This is a genomic window from Klebsiella sp. M041 (genome assembly GCF_059759695.1).
Genome location: NZ_JCAXWU010000015.1, coordinates 1 through 26,211, shown reverse-complemented (window position 1 = coordinate 26,211; position 26,211 = coordinate 1). Strand labels below are relative to the sequence as shown.

Below are 26,211 nucleotides of genomic sequence, written 5' to 3'. Positions count from 1 at the left end.
TTTACCTGAACGCACTTATTTTTGATCGTTCGCTCAAAGAAGCATCGAATTGGTCAAAATCGCTGAAAAAGGCGAGTGAAAACAGCGCGCTTCCATCGGATTCATCTTAGATAATCTCTTATTAAATAGTAAATTCCGATTTGCATTTTTAATAGGAAGAGCTAGTCGATGAATAAAAAAAAGCGCCCCGAGAGGCGCTTTATTAAAAAAAAACCAATTAACCTGTAAATTATTACAGCACGTGCACGGAAGCGGTATTAGTGGTGCCGCTCGGGACTAATGCGCCAGAGACCATCACCACCACGTCGCCTTTGCGCGCGAGGCCGCTCTTCAGCGCCAGATCTTTACCCAGGTGATAGAAATCATCCGTAGAGGCAATCTCTTCCACCAGCTGCGGCACAACGCCCTTGCTCAGCACCAGCTGGCGAGCAGTGGTTTCGTTGGTGGTCAGCGCCAGGATGGTGGCATCCGGGAAGTATTTACGCACAGCGCGTGCGGATTTACCGCCCTGGGTGGCGACCACGATCAGCGGCGCTTCCAGTTTCTCAGCGGTTTCTACCGCGCCGCGGCACACCGCTTCGGTGATGCGCAGTTTACGGTTGTCGTTGTTGAAATCCAGACGGCTGGTCATGACGCGGTCGGTACGTTCGCAGATGGTCGCCATGATGGTGACCGCTTCCAGCGGGTATTTACCTTTCGCCGATTCGCCGGACAGCATTACCGCATCGGTGCCGTCGAGGATGGCGTTGGCCACGTCGCCGGCTTCAGCGCGGGTCGGACGTGGGTTTTTGATCATGGAGTCCAGCATCTGGGTCGCGGTGATAACCACTTTGCGCGCGCGGATACATTTTTCGATGATCATTTTCTGCGCGAAGATAACTTCTTCAACCGGGATCTCAACGCCCATGTCGCCACGAGCAACCATGATGCCGTCAGAGGCTTCGAGGATTTCGTCGAAGTTGTTCAGGCCTTCCTGGTTTTCGATTTTGGAGATGATCTGGATGTTTTCGCCGCCGTGGGCTTTCAGGTGCTCACGGATCTCGACGACGTCGGAACGCTTACGGATGAAGGAGGCCGCGACGAAGTCCACGCCCTGTTCGCAACCGAAGATCAGGTCCTGTTTGTCTTTTTCCGCCAGCGCCGGCAGGGCGATAGAGACGCCCGGCAGGTTCACGCCTTTGTTCTCGCCAAGGTCGCCGTTGTTCAGCACTTTACAGATAACTTTGTTGCCTTCGATAGCGGTCACTTCCATGCCGATCAGGCCATCGTCCACCAGAACGGTGTTGCCGACGCTCAGGTCAGAGGTGAAGCCTTCATAGGTTACCGCAACGATTTCGCTGTTGCCGATGACCGATTTATCGGTGGTGAAGGTGAAAGTCTGGCCCGCTTTCAGGGAGACGTCGTTGCCGCCTTCCAGCTTGATGGTACGAATTTCCGGTCCTTTGGTGTCCAGCAGAATAGCGGCTTTCTTACCGGTTTTGCTCATCACATTGCGCAGGTTCTGGATGCGCTGACCGTGTTCCGCATAGTCACCGTGGGAGAAGTTCAGACGCATCACGTTCATGCCGGCTTCCAGCATTTTGGTCAGCATCTCTTCAGATTCGGTTTTCGGACCGATGGTGCAAACAATTTTGGTCTTTTTCATGACAGTTTTAGTCTTTAAGTTGTGAAGGATATGGAATTCTCGCTCCGCGGGCGCACTGCCGGGGAGCCAAACCTGTATTACGAAAGTTGCTAAGCCACGCCCTAAGGATAGGTGACAACCCCGAAGCGTGCAGAAGAATGTGTGCTGGCGGTTCAGCCCATGAAATGTGGCAAGGTGTTATGCGTTTTATCATGCAGTCCAATGCGCTGAAACCATTCAAGAAAGAATCGAAGCGCATTATACGCTGGCGAAATCAAAAAGGAAAATAAAAACCTCGTTTCAAATTATGGACAAAACGCGTAACAAAACCGGCACGTTATGCATAAAACTATGCAACACATTTTTCCATCAGGCGGTATGAAAAGGGGCGGCGGAAAGGGAATTTTCTCCCGTCATGAGGGGGTAAAATGCGCCATTGACCCGGTAACGGGAGGATGATTTGCGTTGCCGGAAAAATCTATCAATAATGATTTGATTGATAATGAGAAAATGCGAGCCAGACTCAATGGGAAATAAAGCGAAAGACGACGAGCTGTACCAGGAAATGTGCCGCGTGGTGGGCAAAGTGGTGCTGGAGATGCGTGACCTTGGCCAGGAGCCGAAACACATTGTCATCGCCGGCGTGCTGCGCACCTCGCTGGCGAACAGCAAAATCCAGCGTTCACCGCTCACCGAGGAGGCAATGGCGAAGGTCATTCACGCCCTCTCCGGACACTGACGCCTTTCGCCGGCGGGTCAGGAAATCACGAAGCGGACCACCGCCCGGACGGCAATGTCGCAGTGGTGGGCCACCATCGCTTCATCGTCAATGGCGGGCAGCGGATCGTCAAGGTACAGACTGCTGAAGGTGTAGAAATTCGACACCTGATAAAAGCTAAAGCTGCTGATTAACCGGTGCACATCGCGCGCTTCCAGCCCCGCCTGAAAGACCCCCTGCTGCTGGCCGCGCTGCAAAATGTCTTCCAGAATCGACAGGGCGGTACGATTCAGCGGCTTCAGCTCTCCCGAGGTCTTCAGCCACTTGCCGCGCTGCATGTTCTCCATGCAAATCACCCGCATATAGTCCGCGTGGGTGGCGTGATAGCGCACGCTCCAGCGCACCAGCCGCACCAGCGCCTCTACCGGCGGCACATTCTCCAGCCCCAGCTGCTGCTCGGTTTCGCGGATCCGCGCATACACATGCTGCAGCACCTCCTGATAGAGCTGCTCTTTGCTTTTGAAGTAGTAGACCACCATGCGCTTGGTGGTCTGCGCCTCGGTGGCGATCTGCTCCATGCGGGCGCCTGACAGCCCGTGTTCGGCAAAGACGGCGATAGCGGCGCTGAAGATCCGCTCCTTCAGAGATTGTGCTTCATCATGAGCAACGGCGGTCATGGCAACTCCTTTTTCTTGGGTGACAAAAAATACACATAATGATCACAATTTAGCAACCTGGTATGGCGCAAATGAACCAAATGATACATATTCAAGGCTCACGTCAGCTGTTGACCCGAGGACCTTATGCTGCGCTCTATCGCCACCGTTTCGATTTCCGGCACCCTGCCAGAGAAGCTGCACGCTATTGCGGCGGCGGGGTATCAGGGTGTGGAAATTTTCGAGAACGATCTGCTCTATTATACGGGGACGCCGGCGGAAATCCGCCAGCTGGCCGCCGATTTAGGGTTAAAAATCACGCTTTTTCAACCCTTTCGCGATTTTGAAGGCGCCAGCCGGGCGCAGTTTGCGGCCAATATGGCCCGCGCCAGACGCAAATTTGCGCTGATGCGCGAGCTGGGCTGCGACACGCTGCTGCTGTGCAGCAATGTGCAGCCGGACTGCTCGGCGGATAGCGAACTGCAGGTGGCGGACCTGCGGGCGCTGGCCACGCTGGCGGAAGAGGAGGGGATCGCTATCGGCTATGAGGCGCTGGCCTGGGGAACCCATGTGAACCGCTGGCAGCAGGCCTGGGAGCGGGTGCAGCGGGTGGACAGCCCGGCGCTGGGCCTGGTGCTCGACAGCTTCCATATCCTGGCCCGGGGCGACACCCTCGACGCGCTGCCATCGGTGCCGGTGGAGAAAATCACCTTCGTTCAGCTCGCCGATGCGCCGTATATGAAAATGGATCTCCTGGAGTGGAGTCGCCATTTCCGCTGCTTCCCCGGGCAGGGGGAGCTGCCGCTGGAGGCGTTTGCCGAGCAGATCACCCGCTGCGGCTATCGCGGCCCCTGGTCGCTGGAGATCTTTAATGACGGTTTTCGCGCCTCGCCGAACGGCGCGACGGCCAAAGATGGCTATCGTTCGCTGCTGTGGCTGGAGGAGCAGACTCGTCGCCGGCTCCCGGCGTGCGATGCCGATCTGTTTTCACCGCCGCCACCGCCGGTCTGTCACGGGCTGGAGTTTATCGAATTCGCCGCCAGCGTCGCCGAGACGCAGCGCCTGGGGCAGCACCTGCAGGCGCTGGGTTTTCAGCACGAGGGAAGCCACCGCTCCAAACAGGTCACGCTGTGGCGCAACGGCGGGGCGCGGATCGTGATAAACCATCAGCCGCACAGCTGGGCCGATCACTTTTATCAACGCCACGGGGTATCGCTCTGCGCGATGGCGCTGCGGGTCGACAGCAGCGCGCCGATTGTCGCTCGCGCCCGCGCGCTGGGGTATGCCACCTGGCAGGGCGACGCCGGGCCGAACGAAACGCCGATCCCGGCGATCTGCGCCCCTGACGGCAGCCTGGTCTATCTCATCGACGCCGGGGAGGCGATCTACGAGCGCGACTTTCTCCTGCGCGATGGCGTGACGGTGCGCGAAGATTACCTCGGCATCGACCATCTGGCGCTGGGGATGGAGGCCGACAGCCGCGACAACTGGGTGATGTTCTTCCGCACGGTGTTTGGTTTTACGCTCGAACATGAGCAGACGCTGCCGGATCCCTATGGGCTGGTGCGTAGTCTGGTGGTGCGCAGCCCGCAGGGGGAGATCCGCCTGGCGCTGAATATCTCCCAGAGCCGGGCGACGCAGATCGCCCGCTCGGTCGCCTGCTACCAGGGGGCGGGGCTGCAGCATGCCGCCTTTGCCTGCCGCGATCTGCCGGCCACCTGCGACCAGCTCGCCGCGGTTGCCGATCATGCGCTGCCGATCCCGGCCAATTACTATGACGATCTGCTGGCGCGCTTTGGCGGCGAGCTGGATGTCGGGCAGCTCCAGCGGCGGCAGCTCCTCTACGACCGCGATCCGCAGGGCGGAGCGTTCCTGCATCTGTATACCCGGCCCTTCATCGCCGGGCGCTTCTTCTTTGAATTAACCGAACGACGGGCAGGCTACGCGCTCTATGGCGCGGCGAATGCGGCCGTCCGTCTGGCGGCGATGCAGTATTGTTAGCCTGAATCAAATGGTTCATTATGCCTGAAACACAATAACAACACCCTCTGTACCCGAGACAGGAACCGACTATGAGCTCATATAGCCCTAACCCGACGGCCGCCGCCCAGCCAGCCGTCACCGCGCGCCGCTCCCGGCGGCGCATCGGCATTCTTGCGCTGCTGGCCATCGGCACCATGATCAACTACCTCGATCGCACCGTGCTGGGGATCGCCGCCCCAAAGCTGACCGGTGAGCTGGGGATCGACCCTGCGCTCATGGGGATCCTCTTCTCCGCTTTCGCCTGGACCTACGCTCTGGCGCAGATCCCCGGCGGGCTGTTTCTCGACCGTTTTGGCAACAAAGTGACCTATTTTCTGTCGCTGACCCTGTGGTCGCTGTTTACCCTGTTCCACGGCATGGCGGTGGGGCTGAAGACGCTGCTGCTGTGCCGTTTCGGGCTTGGCGTCAGCGAAGCGCCGTGCTTTCCGGTGAACAGCCGGGTGGTCAGCGCCTGGTTCCCGCAGCAGGAGCGCGCGAAGGCCACGGCGGTGTACACCGTGGGGGAATACCTCGGGCTGGCCTGCTTTGCCCCGCTGCTGTTCTGGATCATGGACGGCTTCGGCTGGCGGGTGCTGTTCGTCAGCGTCGGCGTGGTCGGCATTCTGTTCGCCCTGGTGTGGTGGCGCTGCTATCGCGAACCGCATGAAGACCCTCGTCTCAGCCAGCAGGAGCGCGAGCATATCGAAAACGGCGGCGGCCTGAGCGCCCCAGCCGACCAGCAGGTGGCGTTCAGCTGGCCGCTGGTCCGCCAGCTGCTGAGCAAACGTCAGATCATCGGCGCCAGTATCGGCCAGTTTGCCGGCAACACGGTGCTGGTGTTCTTTCTCACCTGGTTTCCCACCTGGCTGGCCACCGAACGCCATATGCCGTGGCTGAAGGTCGGTTTCTTTTCCATCCTGCCGTTTGTCGCCGCCGCCGGCGGGGTGATGTTTGGCGGCTGGATCTCCGACAAGCTGCTTAAAGCCACCGGGTCGGCCAACCTGGGGCGTAAGCTGCCGATCGTCGCCGGCCTGCTGATGGCCAGCTGCATCATCACCGCCAACTGGCTGCAGAGCGACCTGGCGGTGATCCTGGTGATGTCGTTTGCCTTTTTTGGCCAGGGGATGGTGGGCCTCGGCTGGACGCTGATCTCCGACATCGCCCCGAAGGGGCTGGGCGGGCTCACCGGCGGCCTGTTCAACTTTTGCGCCAACCTCGCGGGGATCCTCACTCCGCTGGTGATCGGCTTTATCGTCGCCGGGTTCGGCAATTTCTTCTACGCGTTGATCTACATCGGCGGCGCCGCGCTGCTGGGCGTGGCGGCCTATCTGTTTATCCTCGGCGACGTCAAACGTATCGAGTTATCGCAGTAAGCAAAGGAGCAAGGCATGGTGATTAGTGGGAATACGCGGCTGATAGCGCATCTTGGCTATCCGACCGCCAGTTTTAAGGCGCCGATGATCTACAACCCGTGGTTTGTCGACCAGCAGGTGGACGTGAAGGTGGTGCCAATGGGCGTCAGGCCGGAGGACTATGCCGCGTTTATTCCGCCGCTGTTTACGATGACCAATATCATCGGCGCGCTGGTGACGATGCCGCATAAAATCGCCACCTGCGATCTGGTGCAACGCCTGAGCCCGACGGCGGCTATCGCCGGCGCCTGCAACGCTATCCGTCGCGAGGCGGACGGCAGCCTCTCCGGGGACATGTTCGATGGCGACGGCTTTGTGCTGGGCCTGCGCCGTAAGGGATTTCAGCCTGAGGGGACGCGGGCGTTGGTGGTCGGCAGCGGCGGGGTGGGGTCGGCTATCGCCGCCTCCCTTGCGGCTGCAGGGGTCAGCGCCCTGACCCTGTACGATACCCGTCCCGAGGTGGCGCACGCCCTCGCTGGACGGCTGCATCAGCACTATCCACAGCTCGATATCACTCTGATGCAGCACGATCCTGCCGGACACGAGCTGGTGGTCAACGCCACGCCGCTGGGGATGAAGGTCAGCGATCCGCTGCCGCTGGACGTTGACCGTCTGGCGCCAGGCACCTGGGTGGGGGAGGTGGTGATGACCCAGGAGTATACTCCGTTGCTGAGAGCCGCCCAGGCGCGACAGTGCCACATCCAGCGCGGGACCGACATGCTGTTTGAAATGATCCCTGCCTATCTGCGCTTTTTCGACCTGCCGGTAGCCACCCCCGAACAGCTGCGGGCGCTGGCGGAAATTCGCTACTGACGCGACGCCCGTCCGGCCGCACCGCGCAGTGTGGCCGGGTTTATCATCACGTTATCTGCAGGCGGTTTCTCACATGCCAGCGGACGTTCAGGGCATTTCGTACCACACTTCTTCATCCTCCATGCGGGCTTCTATCTGGCCCGCCACCCTCTGCAGCGCGGAGAGATGCTTCAGCGCCGCCTGCTCAATGGTCATGGCGCTGGCGATATAGACCAGGTTGAGGCAGCCGATGACCCGCTGCTGGCTGCAGACCGGCACGGCGATAGAGGCGATTTTCTCCTCCTGCCGCCAGCCGCGGAAATTTTCGCCATAGCCGTTCTGGCGGGTGCGGGCGAGGATCGCCGCCAGCCGTTCCGGTTCGCGAGCCAGCTGATATTCCGCTTCCGGACGGGCGGCCAGCATGCTGAGTATGGCGTCGCGCTCCGCGTCGGGGGCAAAGGCCAGCCATGTCAGACCGGAGGCGGTGAGCAGCAGCGGCAGTCGACGTCCGACCATCGCCCGGTGAAACGACAGCCGACTGAAGCGGTGGGTGGTTTCGCGCACCACCATGGCGTCGACGTCGAGGGTGGTGATATCCGTCGGCCACTGGACCTCGCGCAGCAGTTCCCCGAGCAGCGGCGTGGCGAGGGCAGAAATCCAATGTTCGTCACGAAATCCGTCGCTCAGCTGGCGGACGTTAATGGTCAGACGAAAGCTGTCATCGGAGCGGCTGCGGCGGACAAAACCTTCCTCCTGCAGCGTCTCCAGCAGCCGGCGCACGGTGGTGCGATGTAGGCCGCTAAACTCCGCCAGCAGGCCGGGCGTCGCGCCGCCGTCGAATTTATTTAACAATTTTAATAACAATAAACCCCGGCTTAATCCGCGCACCGTTTTGTACTCAGTGGCCCCATCATCACGCATAAATCCTTCCTTAAAATGCTTTATAAACAGCGATGTGCACCTGGTGCACATTAAGCGATGTTTTGATTGTAGCCGAAAACACCCGCCCTATACTCAGCCAATTATAAAAATACGTTTACACATGATTAACAAATTGCCTGTCAGCCGGGCAGTTTCCGAGTCGTGAGGTCGCTGAGAATGACAACATCTACACCCGATATTCAACCCGCCGTGCAGCATACCGCCCAGGTCGCCATCGCCGGCGCCGGTCCGGTAGGCCTGATGATGGCCAACTACCTTGGCCAGATGGGCATCAGCGTGCTGCTGGTGGAGAAGCTCGACAAACTGATCGATTACCCGCGGGCCATCGGTATTGACGATGAATCGCTGCGGGCGATGCAGGCGGTGGGGCTGGTGGATGACGTGCTGCCGCACACCACGCCGTGGCACGCCATGCGCTTTCTGACCCCGAAGGGCCGCTGCTTTGCCGACATCCAGCCGATGACCGATGAGTTTGGCTGGTCGCGGCGCAATGCCTTTATTCAGCCGCAGGTGGATGCGGTGATGTATCACGGCCTGCAGCGTTTCCCGCAGGTCCGTTGCCTCTTCTCCCGCGAGGTGGAAGCCTTTAGCCAGAGCAGTGACGGTGTCACGTTAAATATCAAAGGACCGGACGGCGAGCGGGAGACGGTGCGCGCTGACTGGCTGGTGGCCTGTGACGGCGGCGCCAGCTTTATTCGCCGCACGCTGAACGTCCCTTTCGAAGGCAAGACCGCGCCGAACCAGTGGATCGTCATCGATATCGCCAACGATCCGCTGGCCACCCCGCACGTCTACCTGTGCTGCGACCCGGTGCGGCCCTATGTTTCCGCCGCGCTGCCCCACGGCGTGCGCCGCTTTGAATTTATGGTGATGCCCGGGGAAACCGAAGCCCAGCTCAGCGAGCCGCACAATATGCGCCGTCTGCTGAGCAAAGTGCTGCCGGACCCGGATCGCGTCGAGCTGATCCGCCAGCGGGTCTACACCCATAACGCGCGCCTTGCCGAGCGCTTTCGCATTGACCGGGTGCTGCTGGCCGGCGACGCCGCGCACATCATGCCGGTCTGGCAGGGCCAGGGATACAACAGCGGCATGCGTGACGCCTTCAACCTGGCGTGGAAGCTGGCGCTGGTGGTCAACGGCAAAGCGGGAGAGGCGCTGCTTGACAGCTACCAGCAGGAGCGTCGCGACCACGCGAAGGCGATGATTGACCTGTCGGTCACCGCCGGTCACGTGCTGGCGCCGCCGAAGCGCTGGCAGGGCGCGGCGCGCGATGGCCTCTCCTGGCTGCTGAACTACCTGCCGCCGGTGAAACGTTACTTCCTCGAAATGCGCTTTAAGCCGATGCCGCAGTATCGCGAAGGGGCGCTGCTGACCGACGGCGCAGGCAAAGCCTCGCCGGTGGGCAAAATGTTTATTCAACCGCAGGTGACGCTGGAGAACGGTGAGAGTCTCCTGCTCGATGAGGTTATCGGGGCGAATTTCGCCATTATCGGCTGGGGCTGCAACCCGCAGTGGGGGCTCGACGCCGTGCAGATCGCCCGCTGGCGCGCGATAGGGGTGCGCTTTATCCAGGTCGTGCCGGAGGTGCAGATCCATCGCGAGCAGGATAACGCCCCGGGCACGCTGCGGGTGGGGGATAAGCAAAACCGTCTGAAGAGCTGGTTTGCGCAACATAACACCGCCATCGCCGTGGTCAGGCCGGACCGCTTTGTCGCCGCTCTCGCTATCCCGCAAACCCTCGGCGCGCAGCTGACCGCCCTGGCGGAAAAAATGACCCTTGCGGCCGGGGATACCGGCCACGCTGAAGAGAAGGTGGCCTGATATGCATGCCTATGTACACTGTCTGTCGCACACCCCGCTGGTGGGATTCGTTGACCCGGAGCAGGCGGTCCTCGATGAGGTGAACGGGGTGATTGCCGACGCCCGGCGGCGGATCGCTGAATTCGATCCCGAGCTGGTGGTGCTCTTCGCCCCCGATCACTACAACGGTTTTTTCTATGACGTGATGCCGCCGTTCTGCCTGGGCGTCGGCGCCACCGCCATCGGCGACTTCGCCAGCGCCGCCGGCGACCTGCCGGTGCCCACCGAGCTGGCGGAAGCCTGCGCCCACGCCGTGATCAACAGCGGCATCGACCTGGCGGTGTCGTACAACATGCAGGTGGATCATGGCTTCGCCCAGCCGCTGGAGTTTTTGCTGGGTGGGCTGGATCGCCTGCCGGTGCTGCCGGTGTTTATTAACGGCGTCGCCGCGCCGCTGCCGGGTTTTCAACGCACCCGGCTGCTGGGCGAGGCGATGGGCTGCTTCCTCAACACCCTCAATAAGCGGGTACTGATCCTCGGCTCTGGCGGGCTTTCGCACCAGCCGCCGGTGCCGGAGCTGGCGAAGGCGGACGCCCATCTGCGCGACCGCCTGCTCGGCAGCGGCAAACAGCTGCCGCCGGACGAACGCGAGCTGCGCCAGCAGCGGGTGATCAGCGCCGCCCGACGGTTTACCGAAGACCAGCGCTCGCTCCATCCCCTCAACCCGGTCTGGGACAACCGCTTTATGAGCCTGCTGGAGCAGGGGCGGCTGAGCGAACTGGACGCGATCGGCAACGACGAGCTGTCGGCGATGGCCGGCAAATCGACGCACGAAATTAAGACCTGGGTGGCCGCCTTTGCCGCGCTATCCGCTTTTGGCCACTGGCGCAGCGAAGGCCGCTATTACCGGCCGATCCCCGAGTGGATCGCCGGATTCGGCTCGCTGAGCGCCACCACCGAGATTTGATTAACCGGGAGACTAACATGAGCTATCAACCGCAAACCGAAGACGCCACCAGCCGATTCCTCAACGTCGACGAGGGAGGCCGCACGCTGCGCATCCATATCAATGACTGCGGCGACGGGGAAGAGACCGTGGTGATGCTGCACGGCTCCGGGCCGGGGGCCACCGGCTGGGCCAACTTCAGCCGCAACATTGACCCACTGGTCGAGGCGGGCTATCGCGTGCTGCTCCTGGACTGTCCGGGGTGGGGGAAGAGCGATTCGATCGTCAACAGCGGTTCGCGTTCGGATCTTAACGCCCGCATTTTGAAAAGCGTGGTCGATCAGCTGGGGATCGATAAAGTCCATCTGCTGGGCAACTCGATGGGCGGTCACAGCGCGGTGGCCTTCACCCTGAGCTGGCCAGAGCGGGTGGCGAAGCTGGTGCTGATGGGCGGGGGAACCGGCGGCATGAGCCTGTTCACGCCGATGCCGACGGAAGGCATCAAACTGCTGAACGCCCTGTACCGCGAGCCGACCATTGAAAACCTGAAGAAGATGATGAGCATTTTCGTCTTCGACACCCGTGACCTCACCGACGCGCTGTTCGAGGCGCGGCTGAACAATATGCTGTCGCGCCGCGACCATCTGGACAACTTCGTCAAGAGCCTCGAAGCCAACCCGAAACAATTCCCTGACTTTGGCCCGCGGCTCGGCGAGATCGCTGCGCAAACTCTCATCGTCTGGGGACGCAATGACCGCTTCGTGCCGATGGACGCCGGACTACGCCTGCTCGCCGGGATCGCCGGCTCTGAGCTGCACATTTACCGCGACTGCGGCCACTGGGCGCAGTGGGAACATGCCGACAGTTTTAATCAGCTGGTGCTCAATTTCCTCGCACGGGCTTAAGGAGTGATGATGACTATTTCTCTTGACGCGCTGGCGCAGCTGTTGCGCGACGCCGAACGAACCGGCCAGGCGATCGCCCCGCTGCGCGATATCCTCGGCGTCGACAACGCCGACGCCGCCTACGCTATCCAGCGCCTGAACGTGCAGCACCATGTGGCCCATGGCCGACGGGTGGTGGGCCGCAAGGTGGGCCTGACCCATCCCAAAGTGCAGCAGCAGCTGGGGGTCAACCAGCCGGATTTCGGCACCCTGTTTGCCGACATGTGCTACGGCGACAACGCCGATGTGCCGTTTGGCCGCGTGCTGCAGCCCAAGGTGGAGGCCGAGATCGCCCTGGTGCTGAAACATGATCTACCCCATGCCGATACCACTTTTGATGAGCTGTATAACGCCATCGAATGGGTGCTGCCGGCGCTGGAGGTGGTGGGCAGCCGCATTCGCGACTGGTCAATCGGCTTTGTTGACACCGTCGCCGATAACGCCTCCTGCGGCCTGTACGTCATCGGCGGCCCGGCGCAGCGACCGGCGGGTCTGGATCTGAAAGCGTGCGCCATGCAGATGACCCGCAACCAGGAGCTGGTCTCCAGCGGCCGGGGCAGCGAGTGCCTGGGGCATCCGCTGAACGCCGCGGTGTGGCTGGCGCGCAAGATGGCCAGCCTCGGCGAACCGCTGCGGGCGGGGGATATCGTGCTGACCGGGGCGTTAGGCCCGATGGTGGCGATTAACGAGGGGGACAGCTTTGTCGCCCATATTGAAGGTATTGGCTCAGTCGCGGCACGCTTCGTCGCCGCCGGAGAAGGACATCGTGATGCGTAAACGTAAAGTCGCCATTATCGGCTCCGGGAATATCGGCACCGATTTAATGATTAAAATTCTGCGCCACGGCCAGCATCTGGAGATGGCGGTGATGGTCGGCATCGACCCGCAGTCGGATGGCCTGGCCCGCGCCCGGCGCATGGGCGTCGCGACCACCCACGAAGGGGTGGGCGGCCTGATGCAGATGGCGGAGTTTGCCGATATCGACTTTGTCTTCGACGCCACCAGCGCCGGCGCGCACGTCAAAAACGATGCCGCGCTGCGCGAAGCGAAGCCAGGGATCCGCGTCATCGACCTGACGCCGGCGGCGATTGGCCCGTACTGCGTGCCGGTGGTCAACCTTGAGGCCAATCTCCACCAGGGCAACGTCAATATGGTGACCTGCGGCGGGCAGGCCACCATCCCGATGGTCGCCGCGGTCTCGCGGGTGGCGAAGGTGCATTACGCGGAGATCGTGGCCTCCATCGCCAGTCAATCCGCCGGGCCGGGGACGCGAGCGAATATTGACGAATTCACTGAAACCACCTCGCAGGCGATTGAAAAGGTCGGCGGCGCGGGCAAGGGCAAGGCGATTATCGTGCTGAACCCGGCGGAGCCGCCGCTGATGATGCGCGATACCGTGTATGTGCTGAGCGAGATGGCGTCCCAGGAGGCGATTGCCGTCTCGATTGCCGAGATGGCGGCGGCGGTGCAGGCTTACGTGCCGGGCTACCGGCTGAAGCAGCAGGTGCAGTTTGAGGTTATCCCCGAGGATAATCCGGTCAACCTGCCCGGCGTGGGCCGTTTTTCCGGACTGAAAACCGCGGTTTACCTCGAAGTGGAAGGGGCGGCGCACTATCTGCCGGCGTACGCCGGCAACCTCGATATTATGACCTCGGCGGCGCTGGCGACGGCGGAGCAAATGGCCGGGGCAATGAACAGCGCGGCGGGAGCGACAGCATGAACGGTAAAAAACTCTACATTTCGGATGTGACGCTGCGCGATGGTATGCATGCGATTCGTCACCAGTATTCCCTGGCGCAGGTGCAGCAGATTGCCGGCGCGCTGGATAAGGCGGGGGTGGACTCCATCGAAGTCGCCCACGGCGATGGGCTACAGGGATCGAGCTTCAACTACGGCTTTGGCGCCCACAGCGATATCGCCTGGATTGAAGCGGCGGCGGAGGCGGTCAGCCAGGCGAAAATCGCCACCTTGCTGCTGCCGGGCATCGGCACCCTGCACGACCTGAAAGCCGCGTATCAGGCCGGGGCGCGGGTGGTGCGGGTCGCTACCCACTGCAGCGAAGCGGACGTCGCGGCGCAGCATATTGCCTTTGCCCGCGAGCTGGGGATGGACACCGTCGGTTTTCTGATGATGAGCCATATGATCTCCCCGCAGGCGCTGGCGCAGCAGGCGCTGAAGATGGAATCCTATGGGGCGACCTGCATCTACGTGGTGGATTCCGGCGGAGCGATGAACATGAACGACATTCGCGATCGCTTCCGCGCGCTGAAGGCGGTGCTGAAGCCGGAGACCGCCACCGGGATGCATGCCCACCATAACCTGAGCCTCGGGGTGGCTAATTCTATCGCCGCGGTGGAAGAGGGCTGCGACCGGATCGACGCCAGCCTGGCCGGGATGGGGGCGGGGGCGGGCAATGCGCCGCTGGAGGTATTTATTGCCGCCGCCGACAAGCTCGGCTGGCGGCATGGCACCGACCTCTACGCGCTGATGAATTCCGCCGACGAGCTGGTGCGGCCGCTGCAGGACCGCCCGGTGCGCGTCGACCGCGAAACGCTGGCGCTGGGCTACGCCGGGGTCTACTCCAGCTTCCTGCGCCACAGCGAAGCGGCGGCGGCGCGCTATGGCCTCAGCGCGGTGGATATTCTCGTCGAGCTGGGCAAACGGCGGATGGTCGGCGGCCAGGAGGATATGATCGTCGACGTCGCGCTGGATCTGCTTAACCGCCAAAAATAACAACGGGCGGCTGACCATGCATCAGCCGCCCATCACCTGCTCCGTTTGTCCGGCTATCGCAAAGGTACCCTATGACCAAGATAACGACCGCAAACTCCTCGCGCCTGATGGTCACCATCGGGCTCTGTTTTATGGTGGCCCTGATGGAGGGGCTGGATCTGCAGGCGGCGGGGATCGCCGCCGTCGGCATGGCGCAGGCCTTTGCGCTGGATAAAATGCAGATGGGCTGGATCTTCAGCGCCGGGATCCTCGGCCTGCTGCCCGGCGCGCTGGTGGGCGGCATGCTGGCGGACCGCCACGGGCGCAAACGCATCCTGCTGGGCTCGGTGCTGCTGTTTGGCCTGTTCTCGCTGGCCACCGCGGTGGCCTGGAGCTTCCCGACGCTGCTGCTGGCGCGCCTGCTCACCGGCGTCGGGCTGGGGGCGGCATTGCCGAACCTGATTGCCTTAACCTCGGAAGCCGCTGGCCCGCGTTTTCGCGGCCGGGCGGTGAGCCTGATGTACTGCGGGGTGCCCATTGGCGCCGCGCTGGCGGCGGCGCTGGGGTTCTCTGGCCTTGCCGCGGCCTGGCAGACCATCTTCTGGATTGGCGGCGTGGTTCCGCTGCTGCTGATCCCGCTGCTGATGCGCTGGCTGCCGGAATCGCAGGCGTTTCAACGCGTGGAGACCAGCGTGCCGCTGCGCACCCTGTTTGCCCCGGGGCATGCCGCCGCCACGCTGCTGCTGTGGCTGGGCTATTTCTTCACTCTGCTGGTGGTCTATATGCTGATCAACTGGCTGCCGATGCTGCTGGTAGGCCAGGGATTCAGCGCCAGCCAGGCGGCGGGGGTGATGTTCTCTCTGCAGATCGGCGCCGCCTGCGGCACCCTGCTGCTGGGGGCGCTGATGGATAAGCTTACTCCGTTGCGTATGTCGCTGCTGATATACAGTGGCATTCTGGCGTCGCTGCTGGCGCTGGGCAGCGCGTCGTCGCTGAGCGGGATGCTGCTGGCGGGGTTTGTCGCCGGGCTGTTCGCCACCGGCGGCCAGAGCGTGCTCTACGCGCTGGCGCCGCTCTTCTATCCCGCGGCGATCCGCGCCACCGGGGTCGGCACCGCCGTGGCGGTGGGACGCCTCGGGGCGATGAGCGGTCCGCTGCTGGCCGGCAAGATGCTGGCCCTCGGCACCGGCACCGTCGGGGTGATGGCGGCCTCAGCGCCGGGCATTGTGCTGGCCGGCGTGGCGGTGTTCTGGCTGATGCATCGCCAGCAGCGCGCGGCCATTGTCTGAAGCCTGTCCGGCGGTCCGGCGAAAAAATGCCGGGCCGCCGCCTTGCCTCTGCGCGTGCCCTGGCCTAAGGTAAGACATCATTCTCTGTCGCTTATCGTCTCTATGGCTTACCGCTCCCGCTTGCTCGACGCTATCCCTGGCATCCGCCACGCGTTTCTCGATGTCCACGAAACCGCCGCCTTTCCCTATGCCGAAATGGCGCCGGTGAAGCTGGTCCATGGCAATGAGGTTCATCATTATCAGCAGCCGCTGCCGACGCGCCCGCATGCCGACGCGGTGTTTACCGCCGTCGCCGGGCAAAAGGTGGGGGTGGTAACCGCCGACTGCCTGCCGATACTGATCGCCTCGCGCGACGGTCGCTTCATCTGCAGCGTGCATGCCGGCTGGCAGGGGCTGGCCAGCGGCATTGTCGACAACAGTCTGGCGACTTTTCGCCAGCAGGGGGCGGTGCTGGCCGATCTGGTCATCGCCGTGGGGCCGCATATTTACCCTTGCTGTTACGAAGTCTCCGCCGGATTTTATCAGCAACTGCTGGACCAGCCCGGCGGTGACCGGGTGGCCCGGTACCGCCAGAGGCTGTTCCATTCCCGTTCTGGCCCGGTCAGCGATCCGCTCAAAGCCGCGGCGCGCGGTAGCGATAATCTGTGGTTTGATCTGCGCGCTTTCGCTGAAGCGATCTTCGCAGAGGCGGGGGTGGCGTCAACGAGCGTTGAATGGCTGGGGAGCTGCACCTATTGCACGCCGCAGTCGCTGGGCTCCTACCGGCGCCGGACCCATTTTCCGGCGCCGAAGAGCTTTCAGTACTCGTGGATCATGCGTGAGGCCTGAGTCGCGCTGGTGTTAGATCACCCGAAAACCGTGGGTGCCGTCGCGGGCCAGCTGATCCACCAGGCCGTACTCCCACTCCAGATAGGCCTGCATGGCCTCTGCGGAATTATCGGTCCCTTCATAGGGACGGCGATAGCGGTCCCGGCGCTCGACAGCGAGGCCGGCGTCGCCATGGGCCAGCGGCAGACCGGCGGCGATCCACGCCAGCGTCCCGCCGCGCAATACCTGTACCGGCTTACCGGTTAAGGCTGCCACCTCGGGCACCGCGTAGCGGGCCAGCAGGCTGCTGCCGCAGGTCACCACGTAACGCTGGGCGGGAGGGATCGCGTCCAGGGCCTGGCGCAGCTGCGAGCGCGTCAGCCACCACGCGCCGGGGATATGGCGGGCGACAAAGTTGGCGCTGGTGGTGAAATCGAGCACCACCGTACCGGGGTCGTCCAGCTGTTGTGCCAGCTGCGCCGGGCTTATCTCCTCCGCCTGCGGGGCGGGGGGCACTTCGGCGGCCGGTATCCCGCGCTCGCTCAGCTGGCTGGCCGACAGCGCGCTCAGCCGCGCCGTCTCCCAGCCCATCTGCGCCAGCCACGAGCCGGTTATCGCCGCCCGGACGCCATCGTCATCCAGCAGCACGATTCGCGCCCCTCGGACGCTGGCGAAGTGATCGGTCTCCTGCACCAGCTGGCCGCCTGGCGCGCTCAGGCTGCCAGGATAGTGGCCCGCCGCGTACTCCTCAGGGCTGCGCACATCAAACAGGAAGGTGGTGCGGTCGCTCTGCTGCAGCCAGCGTTGCAGGGTCGCCTCATCAATGACCGCCACCCCGGCCCGTTCGGCGAGATGCGCCACCTCGGCGGCCCGGGCGCCAGAGGCGCGGGCGGAGGGATCGTATTGCCGCTGCTGCTGGTGCGCCAGCGTCTGGCCGGCCAGCGTCCAGCCGATAGTGCCATTGCGCAGGGCATGGACCGGGTTCGGCACGCCGGCGTTGATCAGCGACTGGGTGCCGATGATGCTGCGGGTGCGTCCGGCGCAGTTGACGATCACCGGCGTTTGCGGGGAGGGCGTCAGGCTCTCCACCCGCAGGGCCAGCTCGCCGCCGGGCACGCTGATGCTGCCGGGGATGCTCATGGTCTGGTACTCATCGAAGCGCCGGGCGTCGACGATCACCACCTCCTGCCGGCTGTCGATGAGCGCCTGAACCTCCCGGGCGCTGAGCGACGGCGTGTGACGCACGCTTTCCACCAGCTCGCCAAAGGCTTTACTGGCGGAGTTGACGTCCTGAAACAGCTCGCCGCCGCTGCGGCGCCAGCCGGCGAGACCCTCGGCCAGCAGGGCCACATCCTGATAGCCCCAGGTCCGCAGTCGTTCGACGGCGATCTCCGCCAGCCCTTCGCCATTGTCGTAGACGGTGATCGGGGTGGTGAAGCGCGGTATCCGCCGGCGCACCTCCAGCTCCAGTTTGCTGAGCGGCAGATTGACGGCAAACAGCGGATGAGCGGTGGCGAAATCGGCCTCTTCACGGACGTCGATGAGCGCCAGTTCACGACGGTCGAGCAGCGCCTGGCGGATCCCGGCGGCCTGTCGGTAAGCGTAAGTGGACATAATGGTTATCCTTGGTGTTCGCGGGAGGGATCCCAGATGTTGGGCACATGGCGGTTGGCGTAGCCGGAGATAAACGGTTTTTGCTGGCCTTCCGGGGTATACACCGCGCGCTTCACCGCGCCGATGTTGCCGCCGTAAACATGAATGCTGATGGAGACGCGATCCGCCAGCGCATTGCTGACGCGATGAATATCGCCATCGTCAACGGAGACTTTCTCCACCTGGCCTGCCTGCAGGAGGGTGGCGGCGCCCAGCGGCCGCGGTATGCCGTCTGCATCCAGCTGGTAGCGTTGATTCTCCTCCGCGCCGCGCAGCATACCAATGGCCCCCCATACCCGGTGGTCATGGATCGGCGTCGCCTGTCCCGGCCCCCAGACGAAGCTGACGATCGAGAAGCGCTCCCCGGAGTCGGCATGCAGCAGATACTGCTGGTAATGGTGCGGGTGCGGCAGGGTGTACTCTTCCGGCAGCCAGTCGTCGTGACGTACCAGCGCCGCCAGCCGTTGGGCCACGGCGTCAAGCAGCGGCGCGGTCTGGTGGTGTTCACGGTGCAGGCGATCAACCTCATGAATAAAATGGCGTAATTTTTCCAGTCGTGGTCCAGTCATGTGCGGTTCCTGTCAGAGGGACTGGTCAAAACGCTAACAGAGGCGTTAATATTATTTAAATGCAATTTACGCATATATTAATATGCAAATTACACATAAGGATCCTATGCGCATCGACGATATTGACGCTCTGCTGGCCACGGTGCAGTTTTCTTCCCTCAATCAGGCGGCGGACTATCTGGGGATCACCCAGTCGGCTATCACCCGGCGCCTGCAGCGTCTGGAGCAGGAGCTGAACGTCACGCTGTTGGCGCGTCAGACCCGCCCGCTGACCCTGACCGCCGCCGGTCAGCGGGTGTACGAGCAGTGCCTAAGCATTAAGCGCGAGACGAAAAAGCTCTACAGCCTGTTGGATCCGCAAGGCGAGCCGCGCGGCGCGCTGCGTCTCGGCGTACCGCAGAGTATCAGCGAGATCGCGCTGCCGGCGGCGCTGGCGGCGCTGAGCCAGCAGTTTCCCGTACTGTCCCCGCAGGTCGCCTGCGGCTGGAGCGGAGAGCTGCAGCGCCGGCTGGAAAACGGCGAACTGGACGCCATGCTGGCGATGGGCCCCGCCCAGCAGACCCTCGCCGAGGGCTACAGCGGGCGCCTGCTGTGTCCCCTGGAGGTGGTGCCGATTGCCGCCCGGCGTCTGAATCTGCGGGCGTCGTCGCTGCGGGAGTGCGTCGAACAGGGCTGGATCCTTAACCCCGACGGCTGTGGACTACGCGCCGGGCTCATCCGCGAGCTGCAAAGCCAGGGTCTGCGCCTGAAGCTTAACGTTGAGAGCGCGGGCGCCCAGCTGCAGATGGCGCTGGTGGCGCAGGGACTGGGGCTGGGGCTGGTGCCGCGGGCGGCGCTGGCGGCCAGCCCGTGGCGGGACGAACTCGAGGTCGTCAACCTCAGCGACTTTCAGCCTGCGGTGTCGCTGTGGCTGATCCACGCCCGGTATCTGGCAAACCTGCAGTCGCCGCTGACCTTTTTCGCCAGCAAAGTGGTGCAGCAGCTGACAGTATCCGACTGAAAGCACTATGTATTTTTGTTTAATGCCAGTCTTGCATATTAAGATATGATAAAAATGCATTTTGTTCATTAACACACCCTGTATAGGGTAATGATCAGCGCCGCCGTCGCGGCCACTCCATTACCCTGACGCAAGGAGTTGTTCATGAGCATTCAGTTTCTCGGCATGATTGGCCATCGCCTCTCTTCCGAAACGATTGCCCCGGTGGGGCCGATCTTTGACCGCGACTATATCGTTCGCTTTGCGCAAACCCATGAAGCCGCCGGGTTCGATCGCCTGCTGGTGGGTCACTGGTCCGATCAACCCGACGGCTTTCTGGTGACCGCCCTGGCCGGACTGTCGACGCAGAAAATTCAGTACCTGCTGGCCCATCGCCCCGGTTTTGTCTCGCCGACCCTTGCCGCGCGCAAATTCGCCACCCTTGAGCATCTGCTGGGGGGCCGGCTGGCGGTGCATATCATCAGCGGCGGCAATGACGCCGAGCAGCGCCGGGACGGCGATTACCTCGATCACGACCAGCGCTATGCCCGCACCGACGCCTTCCTTGACGTCGTACGCCGGGTGTGGACCAGTGAGCAGCCGGCAGATATTCACAACGATTTTTATCAGGCCGAACAGGCCTGGTCAGCCATTCGTCCGCTGCAAAAGCCGCATCTTCCCATCTACTTCGGCGGTTCGTCGGAAGCGGCCATCGCTGTCGCCGGCAAACACGCCGACGTCTTCGCCCTGTGGGGCGAGTCGCTGGCGCAAACCGGCGAGACCATCCAGCGCGTGCGCGCCGAAGCGGCGAAACACCAGCGTGATATTGGCTTCAGCGTCTCGTTCCGGCCGATTATCGCCGACAGCGAAGCCGAGGCCTGGGAGAAAGCCGAGCATATCCTGCACGTCGCCACCGAGCAGGCGGCGCAGCGCGGGGGCGGGTTCAAAGCCAAACCGGACAGCATCGGCGCCCAGCGGCTGCGGGCCACCGCCGCGCAGGGCAGAGTGGTGGACAAACGCCTGTGGACCGGCATCGCTCAGCTGGTGGGCGGCGGGCATAACTCCACCGCGCTGGTAGGCACCCCGGAGCAGGTGGCCGATGCGCTGCTCGACTACTACGACCTCGGGGTGCGCAACTTCCTGATCCGTGGATTCGACCCGCTGAACGATGCGGCAGACTACGGCCGGGCGCTGCTGCCGATCGCTCGTGAAAAAGCCGCGCGGCGTGCGGTGGCGGAGCGCGCATCGTGATCCATCCTGAGCGCGACGACTGGGCGCAGCAGCTGACGGCGGTACGCCAACAGATGGCGGAGCAGGCGGCCAGTCTTGACGCCAGCGGCGACTTTCCCTGGCGCAATATCGACCCTCTGCGCGCGGGGGGCTGGTTAAGCCTCGCCGTGCCGCGTGCTTACGGCGGCGCGGGCGCTAGCCTGGCCCAGCTGCAGCAGGCCATCGCCGCCATCGCCTGGGGTGAGCCGGCGACGGCGCTGATCGTCTGCATGCAGTATCTGCACCATTTGCGGCTGGCGGAAAACGACGCCTGGCACGCGCCGCTGCGCCAGCAGGTTTTTCATGATGCCGTCGAACACGGCGGCCTGATCAACAGTCTGCGCGTTGAGCCGGATCTGGGCTCCCCGGCGCGCGGCGGCCTGCCGGACACCGTGGCGAGCCGCCGCGCGGACGGCTGGGACATCAACGGCCATAAAATCTATACCACCGGTATTGAAGGGCTGCGCTGGCTGGCGGTTTGGGCGAGAAGCGATGAGAACCCGCCGCGCGTGGGCACCTGGCTGGTGCCTGGCGACAGCCCGGGAATTAGCGTGGTGAAAAGCTGGGATCACGCCGGGATGCGGGCTACCGGCAGCCATGAGGTGATTTTTCGCCACGTGCGGGTGGCGGCAGAGCACGCGGTGGATGTCTGGCCGGTCGATGCGCCACCCGCCGCCCAGGCGGAACCGTTGCGCCTGTTCGCCAACCGGCAGACGGCATTGCTGGCGGCGATCTATGACAGCATCGCCCGCGCCGCTCACGACTGGCTGGTGAGGTGGCTGGCGGGGCGGGTGCCCGCGGGTCTCGGCCATCCGCTTTCCCGCCTGCCGCGGGTGCAGGAGAAGGTCGGGCAGATCGCCGAACTGCTGTTGGTTAACCGCAGCCTGCTGGAGCAGGCCGCCGCGCTGCGCTTTTCCGCCATCGAGGCCAACCTGGCGAAAGTCACCATCACCGACAACGCCATTCAGGCGGTGAATATCGCGCTCGAGCTGACCGGCAATCATGGCCTCAGCCGACAAAACCCGCTGGAACGCCACTACCGCAATGTGCTCTGCGGCCGGGTGCATACCCCGCAGAGCGACAGCGCCTGGCTGGCAGCCGGCCACTTCGTCTTTCAATCACAAGGATAATCACGATGCGTCTATCATTCTCAGGCCGGGTGGCGGCAGCGCTGATGCTGCTGGCGCTGGGCGGTTACGCGACGGCGCAGGAGCGGCTTACCCTGCGCATCGCCGATCAAAAAGGCGGCATGCGTTCGCAGCTGGAGGCGGCCAACGCCCTGCAAAACCTCCCCTACGACATTAAGTGGGCCGAATTTCCGGCCGCCGCGCCGCTGGCGGAAGCCCTTAACGCTGGCGCGGTGGACGCGGGGATCATCGGCGATGCGCCGCTGCTCTTCGCCCTGGCTAACGGCGCGCCGGTAAAAGCGATCGCCGTGGACAAAAGCAACCCGGCGGGGACCGCGGTGCTGGTTTCTCCCGGCAGCGCGATAAAAACCGCCGCCGGGTTAAAAGGCAAGCGCATTGCCACCGGCAAAGGCTCGATTGGCCATTTCGTGGCGCTGAAAGCGCTCGAGCAGGCGGGGATTTCACCGAAGGAGGTGCAGTGGGTGTTCCTCGGTCCGGTGGACGCCAAAGTGGCGCTGCTTAACGGTTCGGTGGACGCCTGGGCGACCTGGGAGCCCTACACCACCCAGATGGTGAAGACCAACGAGGGGCAGATCCTGGTGAGCGGCAAAGGGCTGCTGCCGGGGAATACCTTCCTTGCGGCAACGGATTCAGCGCTTAACGATCCGCAAAAGCGCGCCGCGCTGCAGGATTATCTCCAGCGCCTGGCCGGCGCCGAACGCTGGGCCTACGCCAATCTCGACAGCTACGGCAAAACGCTGGGGGAGATCATCCGCTTCCCGGCGGAGATCGCCCGCGCGCAGTTTGCCAACCGCCAGTCGCAGTGGCAGTCGCTGGCGGAGGAAACGGTGACCCAGCAGCAGGCGACGGCGGACTTTTATCTCGCCAACGGCCTGATCCGCACCCGGCTGGACGTGAAGCCGACCTTTGACCCCAGCTTTAGCGTGCCCGCCGGGCCGGCCCACGCGGAGGTAACGCCATGACCCCGTCCGCTTTTTCCCGTCGTCGTTTTTTAAAGCTAAGCGGTGGCCTGGCGCTGGCCGGGGTTTCCCTGCCGCTGTGGGCTCACGATATGGCGGAGATGGCCAGCGGCGATGCTCATCCGGCGCTGCGCCTGCCGCAGCCGTACAAGATCAAGCTGGCGATCAACAAAAGCGCGGTTTGCCTCGCGCCGGTCGCCGTCGCCGAGCAGCAGAAGATTTTCAGTAAATATAACCTCGACGTTGAGTTTGTTAACTTCGGCAACTCCACCGATGTGCTGCTTGAGGCGATCGCTACCGGCAAGGCCGACGCCGGGGTGGGGATGGCGCTGCGCTGGCTGAAGGCGCTGGAGCAGGGCTTTGACGTCAAGCTCACCGCCGGGACCCATGGCGGCTGTCTAAACCTGCTGACGGCCAAAGCGTCGCCGTTCAACGGCCTTGAGAGCCTGAAAGGGCAAACCATCGGCGTCACCGACATGGCCGGGCCGGATAAAAACTTCTTCGCCATCCTGCTTAAGCGCCACGGTATCGATCCGATAAGCGACGTGCAGTGGAAAGTCTACCCGGCGGATCTGCTCAGCGTGGCGCTGGATAAGCGCGAGATCGCCGCCATCAGCGGCAGCGAGCCGTTCAGCTATCGGCTGCTGGAGACCGGCAAGTATCAGCTGATCGCCAGCAATATGACCGGGGACTATGCCAAGCTGAGCTGCTGCGTGCTGGGGGTGAGCGGGAGCCTGGCGCGGGACCATAAACCGGCCGCCGCGGCGCTCACCCAGGCAATCCTTGAAGCGCACAGCTACGCCGCCGAACACCCGGAAAGCGTGGCGCAATCTTTCCTCGCCCATGCGCTCAACACCAGTGAAGCGGAGGTAAGCGGCATTCTGCACGGACAGGGGCACGGCCACCACGCGGTGGGTGAGGCGTTCGTGAAAGAGCTGACGCAGTATGCGGTCGACCTGCAGCGGGTGCAGGTGATCAAACCGGGCACCGATCCCCATCAGTTTGCGGAGAGTATCTATGCCAACGTATTCGCCTGAGCAGGCGCTGGCGCGCCCAACCGGCCGCGCGCCGCTGTGGGGAGAAGGGCTGCTGGCCGCCGCGCTGTGGCTGCTGGGCGGTCTGTTCACCCTGGCCTGGCCCGATGCCGGGCGGCGCTGGCCGTTTAGCGAGGGCTGGGCGCTGGCGCAGTTCGCCTTCGGCGGCGGCTTGCTGCTGCTGGCGCTGAGCTATCGCTACTGGCGAGCGCGCGGCGCGCGCGTGCTGCATGCCGGCAAGTGGCTGGCGCTGCTGCCGGTGCTGTTCGCTGCCTGGGAAGGGCTGACCGCCAAGAGCGGCGTGCTGCCGGTGCCGTTTTTCGCGCCGCCGCAGGCGCTGATCGAGGTGCTGCACGACGACTGGCCGCGTCTGCTCGACAGCCTGCTGCACTCCCTGGGGCTGCTGGGGCTTGGGGTGCTGCTCGGCACCAGCAGCGGGTTCGTCACCGGTCTGGCCATTGGCTGGTCGCAACGAATTGGCTACTGGCTCCATCCGGTGTTACGCCTGCTGGGGCCGGTGCCGTCTACCGCGCTGCTGCCGCTGTGCCTGTTTATCTTTCCGTCAAGCTTCGGCGCCAGCGTGTTTTTGATTGCGCTGAGCACCTGGTTCCCGGTCACGGTGCTGACCTGGTCCGGGGTCATCGGTATTGACAGGGCGTGGTACGACGTGGCGCGGACCCTCGGCGCCAGCCAGCGTTTCCTGATCCTGCGGGTAGCGATCCCCGCCGCGCTGCCGAACGTCTTTGTCGGCCTGTTTATGGGGCTTGGCGCGTCGTTTTCGGTGCTGATTGTGGCTGAAATGGTCGGGGTGAAGTCGGGGATCGGCTTCTACCTCCAGTGGGCCCAGGGCTGGGCGGCCTATCCCAATATGTACGCCGCGCTGCTGGTGATGGCCTTGCTGTGCTCCGGCCTGATTAGCGGATTATTTATGCTGCGCGATAAGCTACTGAGCTGGCAGCGGGGAGGGATGCAATGGTAACCGCGACGTCAGGTTCGCAGACGATAGCGCGCGGCGCGGCGGTATCGATAAGCCATCTTCATCACGCGTTTACGCTCGGCAAACAGGCGGTGCCGGTACTGGAGAATATCAGCCTGCAGCTGCGGCCAGGGGAAAGCGTGGCGCTGCTGGGCCCTTCCGGCTGCGGTAAATCCACCCTGCTGCGGCTGCTGGCCGGGCTGGAAGCGCCGCAGAGCGGACAGATGCAGTTCGACGGCGCGCCGCTCGGCGCTCCGGGGCCGGAGCGCATACTGGTGTTTCAGGACCCGACGCTCTATCCGTGGCTGACGGTGCGGCAGAACGTGCTGCTGGGCCCGCAGGCGCAGGGCAAAAGGGGGCTGGAAGCAAAGGCCGACGCGCTGATTGACCGCATCGGTCTGCAGGCCTTCAGCGAGGCGTGGCCGCGGCAGCTGTCAGGGGGGATGGCGCAGCGCGCCGCGCTGGCGCGCGCGCTGTTGAACGAGCCGCGCCTGCTGCTGCTCGACGAGCCGCTGGGCAAGCTGGACTCGCTGACCCGCATTAGCATGCAGCGGGAGCTGATCGCCCTCTGGCAGCAGCAGGGGTATACCAGCCTGCTGGTGACCCACGATATCGAAGAGGCACTGCTGCTGTGCGAGCGGGTGCTGGTGATGTCGCCGCGTCCGGGGCGGATTATCGCCGAGTTCGCGCTGCCGCTGGCCTTTCCCCGCCACCGCGATAACCCGCAGCTGCTGCAGCATCGTCAGGATATATTGCGCATCCTCGGCCAGGAGGCGGACTGGTAAGCTGAACGCATTCCCCGGTGGCGCTGCGACCAATGTCACGGAAAGGTAGGCCGGCGCAAGCGCAGCGCCGCCCGGCAATGAACATCCGGTGCCAGGCGCCTGTTTTTGCCCGGTGGCGGCTGCGCCTTACCGGGCCTACGAACTGCGACAAATGTCACGGAAACGTAGGCCGGCG

The 26,211-nt window shown here is 63.4% G+C and carries 25 protein-coding genes and 1 pseudogene; 20 read left to right on the top strand and 6 right to left on the bottom strand.

The genetic code is table 11. The features are described from left to right. Positions 1-232: 232 nt before the first annotated feature. Together pykF and ynhH are read right to left on the bottom strand one after the other, a co-directional pair. Positions 233-1,645 (bottom strand): pyruvate kinase PykF, encoded by a 1,413-nt coding sequence (pykF, locus tag AC6CWS_RS19260; RefSeq protein ID WP_023290071.1) that lies wholly within the window; start codon positions 1,643-1,645, stop codon positions 233-235. A gap of 7 nt (positions 1,646-1,652) precedes the next feature. Beyond that, a complete protein-coding gene (gene ynhH / locus AC6CWS_RS19255; RefSeq protein WP_418133804.1) occupies positions 1,653-1,838 on the bottom strand; it encodes a protein YnhH in 186 nt (61 codons plus the stop codon). On the opposite strand from ynhH, the gene AC6CWS_RS19250 reads away from it, so the two are divergent. Together AC6CWS_RS19250 and fumD are read left to right on the top strand one after the other, a co-directional pair. Further along, complete coding sequence (locus AC6CWS_RS19250; protein ID WP_032428887.1) at positions 1,783-1,914, top strand: hypothetical protein; 132 nt, start codon at positions 1,783-1,785, stop codon at positions 1,912-1,914. The genes ynhH and AC6CWS_RS19250 overlap by 56 nt on opposite strands. Positions 1,915-2,150: 236 nt before the next feature. Beyond that, a complete protein-coding gene (fumD, locus tag AC6CWS_RS19245; RefSeq protein WP_004203074.1) occupies positions 2,151-2,363 on the top strand; it encodes a fumarate hydratase FumD in 213 nt (70 codons plus the stop codon). Between the two features lie 17 nt (positions 2,364-2,380). On the opposite strand, the gene AC6CWS_RS19240 is transcribed toward fumD, so the two are convergent. Further along, positions 2,381-3,019, bottom strand: coding sequence for a TetR/AcrR family transcriptional regulator (locus AC6CWS_RS19240; protein WP_023290070.1), 639 nt, complete (start codon positions 3,017-3,019; stop codon positions 2,381-2,383). A 126-nt stretch (positions 3,020-3,145) separates the two neighbouring features. On the opposite strand from AC6CWS_RS19240, the gene AC6CWS_RS19235 reads away from it, so the two are divergent. From AC6CWS_RS19235 to AC6CWS_RS19225, 3 genes are all read left to right on the top strand, one after another. Then, positions 3,146-4,999, top strand: coding sequence for a bifunctional sugar phosphate isomerase/epimerase/4-hydroxyphenylpyruvate dioxygenase family protein (locus AC6CWS_RS19235; protein ID WP_065881336.1), 1,854 nt, complete (start codon positions 3,146-3,148; stop codon positions 4,997-4,999). A gap of 71 nt (positions 5,000-5,070) precedes the next feature. Then, positions 5,071-6,393 (top strand): MFS transporter, encoded by a 1,323-nt coding sequence (locus tag AC6CWS_RS19230; RefSeq protein ID WP_065881338.1) that lies wholly within the window; start codon positions 5,071-5,073, stop codon positions 6,391-6,393. 15 nt (positions 6,394-6,408) lie between these two features. Continuing rightward, the gene (locus tag AC6CWS_RS19225) at positions 6,409-7,245 is read left to right on the top strand and encodes a shikimate dehydrogenase family protein (protein ID WP_032453232.1); all 837 of its coding nucleotides are present in this window, start codon (positions 6,409-6,411) and stop codon (positions 7,243-7,245) included. 87 nt (positions 7,246-7,332) lie between these two features. Here the strand turns inward: AC6CWS_RS19225 and AC6CWS_RS19220 are convergent, their stop codons facing one another. Next, positions 7,333-8,145 carry a DNA-binding transcriptional regulator gene (locus tag AC6CWS_RS19220; RefSeq protein WP_048297725.1) on the bottom strand — a complete coding sequence of 271 codons (813 nt, stop codon included), beginning with the start codon at positions 8,143-8,145 and terminating at the stop codon, positions 7,333-7,335. A gap of 177 nt (positions 8,146-8,322) precedes the next feature. On the opposite strand from AC6CWS_RS19220, the gene AC6CWS_RS19215 reads away from it, so the two are divergent. The 8 genes from AC6CWS_RS19215 to AC6CWS_RS19180 all read left to right on the top strand — a co-directional run bounded on the left by AC6CWS_RS19215 (position 8,323) and on the right by AC6CWS_RS19180 (position 16,685). Next, positions 8,323-9,987, top strand: a complete 1,665-nt coding sequence (locus AC6CWS_RS19215; protein WP_065881340.1) for a bifunctional 3-(3-hydroxy-phenyl)propionate/3-hydroxycinnamic acid hydroxylase — start codon at positions 8,323-8,325, stop codon at positions 9,985-9,987. A 1-nt stretch (position 9,988) separates the two neighbouring features. Then, positions 9,989-10,933, top strand: coding sequence for a 2,3-dihydroxyphenylpropionate/2,3-dihydroxicinnamic acid 1,2-dioxygenase (mhpB, locus tag AC6CWS_RS19210; protein ID WP_065881342.1), 945 nt, complete (start codon positions 9,989-9,991; stop codon positions 10,931-10,933). Between the two features lie 17 nt (positions 10,934-10,950). Next, positions 10,951-11,817, top strand: coding sequence for a 2-hydroxy-6-oxonona-2,4-dienedioate hydrolase (mhpC, locus tag AC6CWS_RS19205; protein ID WP_048297720.1), 867 nt, complete (start codon positions 10,951-10,953; stop codon positions 11,815-11,817). Positions 11,818-11,826: 9 nt separating this feature from the next. Further along, entirely contained in the window at positions 11,827-12,633 is an 807-nt protein-coding gene (mhpD, locus tag AC6CWS_RS19200; RefSeq protein WP_065881344.1) for a 2-keto-4-pentenoate hydratase, read from the top strand. Continuing rightward, the gene (mhpF, locus tag AC6CWS_RS19195; RefSeq protein WP_065881347.1) at positions 12,626-13,576 is read left to right on the top strand and encodes an acetaldehyde dehydrogenase; all 951 of its coding nucleotides are present in this window, start codon (positions 12,626-12,628) and stop codon (positions 13,574-13,576) included. Before mhpD ends, mhpF begins: the two co-directional genes overlap by 8 nt. Next, entirely contained in the window at positions 13,573-14,589 is a 1,017-nt protein-coding gene (mhpE, locus tag AC6CWS_RS19190) for a 4-hydroxy-2-oxovalerate aldolase (protein ID WP_065881350.1), read from the top strand. The genes mhpF and mhpE overlap by 4 nt, the downstream gene beginning before the upstream one ends. Positions 14,590-14,660: 71 nt before the next feature. Continuing rightward, positions 14,661-15,857, top strand: a complete 1,197-nt coding sequence (gene mhpT, locus AC6CWS_RS19185) for a 3-(3-hydroxy-phenyl)propionate transporter MhpT (protein WP_065881353.1) — start codon at positions 14,661-14,663, stop codon at positions 15,855-15,857. A gap of 102 nt (positions 15,858-15,959) precedes the next feature. After that, a complete protein-coding gene (locus AC6CWS_RS19180) occupies positions 15,960-16,685 on the top strand; it encodes a purine nucleoside phosphorylase YfiH/LACC1 family protein (RefSeq protein WP_065881355.1) in 726 nt (241 codons plus the stop codon). 12 nt (positions 16,686-16,697) lie between these two features. On the opposite strand, the gene AC6CWS_RS19175 is transcribed toward AC6CWS_RS19180, so the two are convergent. Together AC6CWS_RS19175 and AC6CWS_RS19170 are read right to left on the bottom strand one after the other, a co-directional pair. After that, positions 16,698-18,278 carry a rhodanese homology domain-containing protein gene (locus tag AC6CWS_RS19175; RefSeq protein WP_065881356.1) on the bottom strand — a complete coding sequence of 527 codons (1,581 nt, stop codon included), beginning with the start codon at positions 18,276-18,278 and terminating at the stop codon, positions 16,698-16,700. A 5-nt stretch (positions 18,279-18,283) separates the two neighbouring features. Beyond that, a complete protein-coding gene (locus tag AC6CWS_RS19170; RefSeq protein ID WP_032453221.1) occupies positions 18,284-18,886 on the bottom strand; it encodes a cysteine dioxygenase family protein in 603 nt (200 codons plus the stop codon). Between the two features lie 106 nt (positions 18,887-18,992). Between AC6CWS_RS19170 and AC6CWS_RS19165 the strand changes: the two genes are divergently transcribed. The 7 genes and pseudogenes from AC6CWS_RS19165 to AC6CWS_RS19135 all read left to right on the top strand — a co-directional run bounded on the left by AC6CWS_RS19165 (position 18,993) and on the right by AC6CWS_RS19135 (position 26,036). Next, positions 18,993-19,886: a LysR family transcriptional regulator gene (locus tag AC6CWS_RS19165; RefSeq protein ID WP_065881358.1), complete on the top strand. Its 894-nt coding sequence runs from the start codon at positions 18,993-18,995 to the stop codon at positions 19,884-19,886. A 144-nt stretch (positions 19,887-20,030) separates the two neighbouring features. Continuing rightward, positions 20,031-21,126 (top strand): annotated as a pseudogene (locus tag AC6CWS_RS19160) (LLM class flavin-dependent oxidoreductase). Beyond that, positions 21,113-22,264 (top strand): acyl-CoA dehydrogenase family protein, encoded by a 1,152-nt coding sequence (locus AC6CWS_RS19155; protein WP_065881363.1) that lies wholly within the window; start codon positions 21,113-21,115, stop codon positions 22,262-22,264. The pseudogene AC6CWS_RS19160 and the gene AC6CWS_RS19155 overlap by 14 nt, the downstream one beginning before the upstream one ends. Before the next feature lie 5 nt (positions 22,265-22,269). Then, positions 22,270-23,244 (top strand): ABC transporter substrate-binding protein, encoded by a 975-nt coding sequence (locus AC6CWS_RS19150; RefSeq protein WP_023290055.1) that lies wholly within the window; start codon positions 22,270-22,272, stop codon positions 23,242-23,244. Next, a complete protein-coding gene (locus AC6CWS_RS19145; RefSeq protein ID WP_065881367.1) occupies positions 23,241-24,278 on the top strand; it encodes an ABC transporter substrate-binding protein in 1,038 nt (345 codons plus the stop codon). The genes AC6CWS_RS19150 and AC6CWS_RS19145 overlap by 4 nt, the downstream gene beginning before the upstream one ends. Further along, positions 24,259-25,254: an ABC transporter permease gene (locus AC6CWS_RS19140; RefSeq protein ID WP_065881371.1), complete on the top strand. Its 996-nt coding sequence runs from the start codon at positions 24,259-24,261 to the stop codon at positions 25,252-25,254. The genes AC6CWS_RS19145 and AC6CWS_RS19140 overlap by 20 nt, the downstream gene beginning before the upstream one ends. Beyond that, the gene (locus tag AC6CWS_RS19135) at positions 25,248-26,036 is read left to right on the top strand and encodes an ABC transporter ATP-binding protein (protein ID WP_065881373.1); all 789 of its coding nucleotides are present in this window, start codon (positions 25,248-25,250) and stop codon (positions 26,034-26,036) included. The genes AC6CWS_RS19140 and AC6CWS_RS19135 overlap by 7 nt, the downstream gene beginning before the upstream one ends. Positions 26,037-26,211: the final 175 nt, after the last annotated feature.

Coding starts and splice junctions, on each gene's coding strand:
- pykF (WP_023290071.1), bottom strand. CDS start 1,645: ATGAAAAAGACCAAAATTGTTTGCACCATCGGTCCGAAAACCGAATCT.
- AC6CWS_RS19250 (WP_032428887.1), top strand. CDS start 1,783: ATGTGTGCTGGCGGTTCAGCCCATGAAATGTGGCAAGGTGTTATGCGT.
- ynhH (WP_418133804.1), bottom strand. CDS start 1,838: ATGATAAAACGCATAACACCTTGCCACATTTCATGGGCTGAACCGCCA.
- fumD (WP_004203074.1), top strand. CDS start 2,151: ATGGGAAATAAAGCGAAAGACGACGAGCTGTACCAGGAAATGTGCCGC.
- AC6CWS_RS19240 (WP_023290070.1), bottom strand. CDS start 3,019: ATGACCGCCGTTGCTCATGATGAAGCACAATCTCTGAAGGAGCGGATC.
- AC6CWS_RS19235 (WP_065881336.1), top strand. CDS start 3,146: ATGCTGCGCTCTATCGCCACCGTTTCGATTTCCGGCACCCTGCCAGAG.
- AC6CWS_RS19230 (WP_065881338.1), top strand. CDS start 5,071: ATGAGCTCATATAGCCCTAACCCGACGGCCGCCGCCCAGCCAGCCGTC.
- AC6CWS_RS19225 (WP_032453232.1), top strand. CDS start 6,409: ATGGTGATTAGTGGGAATACGCGGCTGATAGCGCATCTTGGCTATCCG.
- AC6CWS_RS19220 (WP_048297725.1), bottom strand. CDS start 8,145: ATGCGTGATGATGGGGCCACTGAGTACAAAACGGTGCGCGGATTAAGC.
- AC6CWS_RS19215 (WP_065881340.1), top strand. CDS start 8,323: ATGACAACATCTACACCCGATATTCAACCCGCCGTGCAGCATACCGCC.
- mhpB (WP_065881342.1), top strand. CDS start 9,989: ATGCATGCCTATGTACACTGTCTGTCGCACACCCCGCTGGTGGGATTC.
- mhpC (WP_048297720.1), top strand. CDS start 10,951: ATGAGCTATCAACCGCAAACCGAAGACGCCACCAGCCGATTCCTCAAC.
- mhpD (WP_065881344.1), top strand. CDS start 11,827: ATGACTATTTCTCTTGACGCGCTGGCGCAGCTGTTGCGCGACGCCGAA.
- mhpF (WP_065881347.1), top strand. CDS start 12,626: ATGCGTAAACGTAAAGTCGCCATTATCGGCTCCGGGAATATCGGCACC.
- mhpE (WP_065881350.1), top strand. CDS start 13,573: ATGAACGGTAAAAAACTCTACATTTCGGATGTGACGCTGCGCGATGGT.
- mhpT (WP_065881353.1), top strand. CDS start 14,661: ATGACCAAGATAACGACCGCAAACTCCTCGCGCCTGATGGTCACCATC.
- AC6CWS_RS19180 (WP_065881355.1), top strand. CDS start 15,960: ATGGCTTACCGCTCCCGCTTGCTCGACGCTATCCCTGGCATCCGCCAC.
- AC6CWS_RS19175 (WP_065881356.1), bottom strand. CDS start 18,278: ATGTCCACTTACGCTTACCGACAGGCCGCCGGGATCCGCCAGGCGCTG.
- AC6CWS_RS19170 (WP_032453221.1), bottom strand. CDS start 18,886: ATGACTGGACCACGACTGGAAAAATTACGCCATTTTATTCATGAGGTT.
- AC6CWS_RS19165 (WP_065881358.1), top strand. CDS start 18,993: ATGCGCATCGACGATATTGACGCTCTGCTGGCCACGGTGCAGTTTTCT.
- AC6CWS_RS19150 (WP_023290055.1), top strand. CDS start 22,270: ATGCGTCTATCATTCTCAGGCCGGGTGGCGGCAGCGCTGATGCTGCTG.
- AC6CWS_RS19145 (WP_065881367.1), top strand. CDS start 23,241: ATGACCCCGTCCGCTTTTTCCCGTCGTCGTTTTTTAAAGCTAAGCGGT.
- AC6CWS_RS19140 (WP_065881371.1), top strand. CDS start 24,259: ATGCCAACGTATTCGCCTGAGCAGGCGCTGGCGCGCCCAACCGGCCGC.
- AC6CWS_RS19135 (WP_065881373.1), top strand. CDS start 25,248: ATGGTAACCGCGACGTCAGGTTCGCAGACGATAGCGCGCGGCGCGGCG.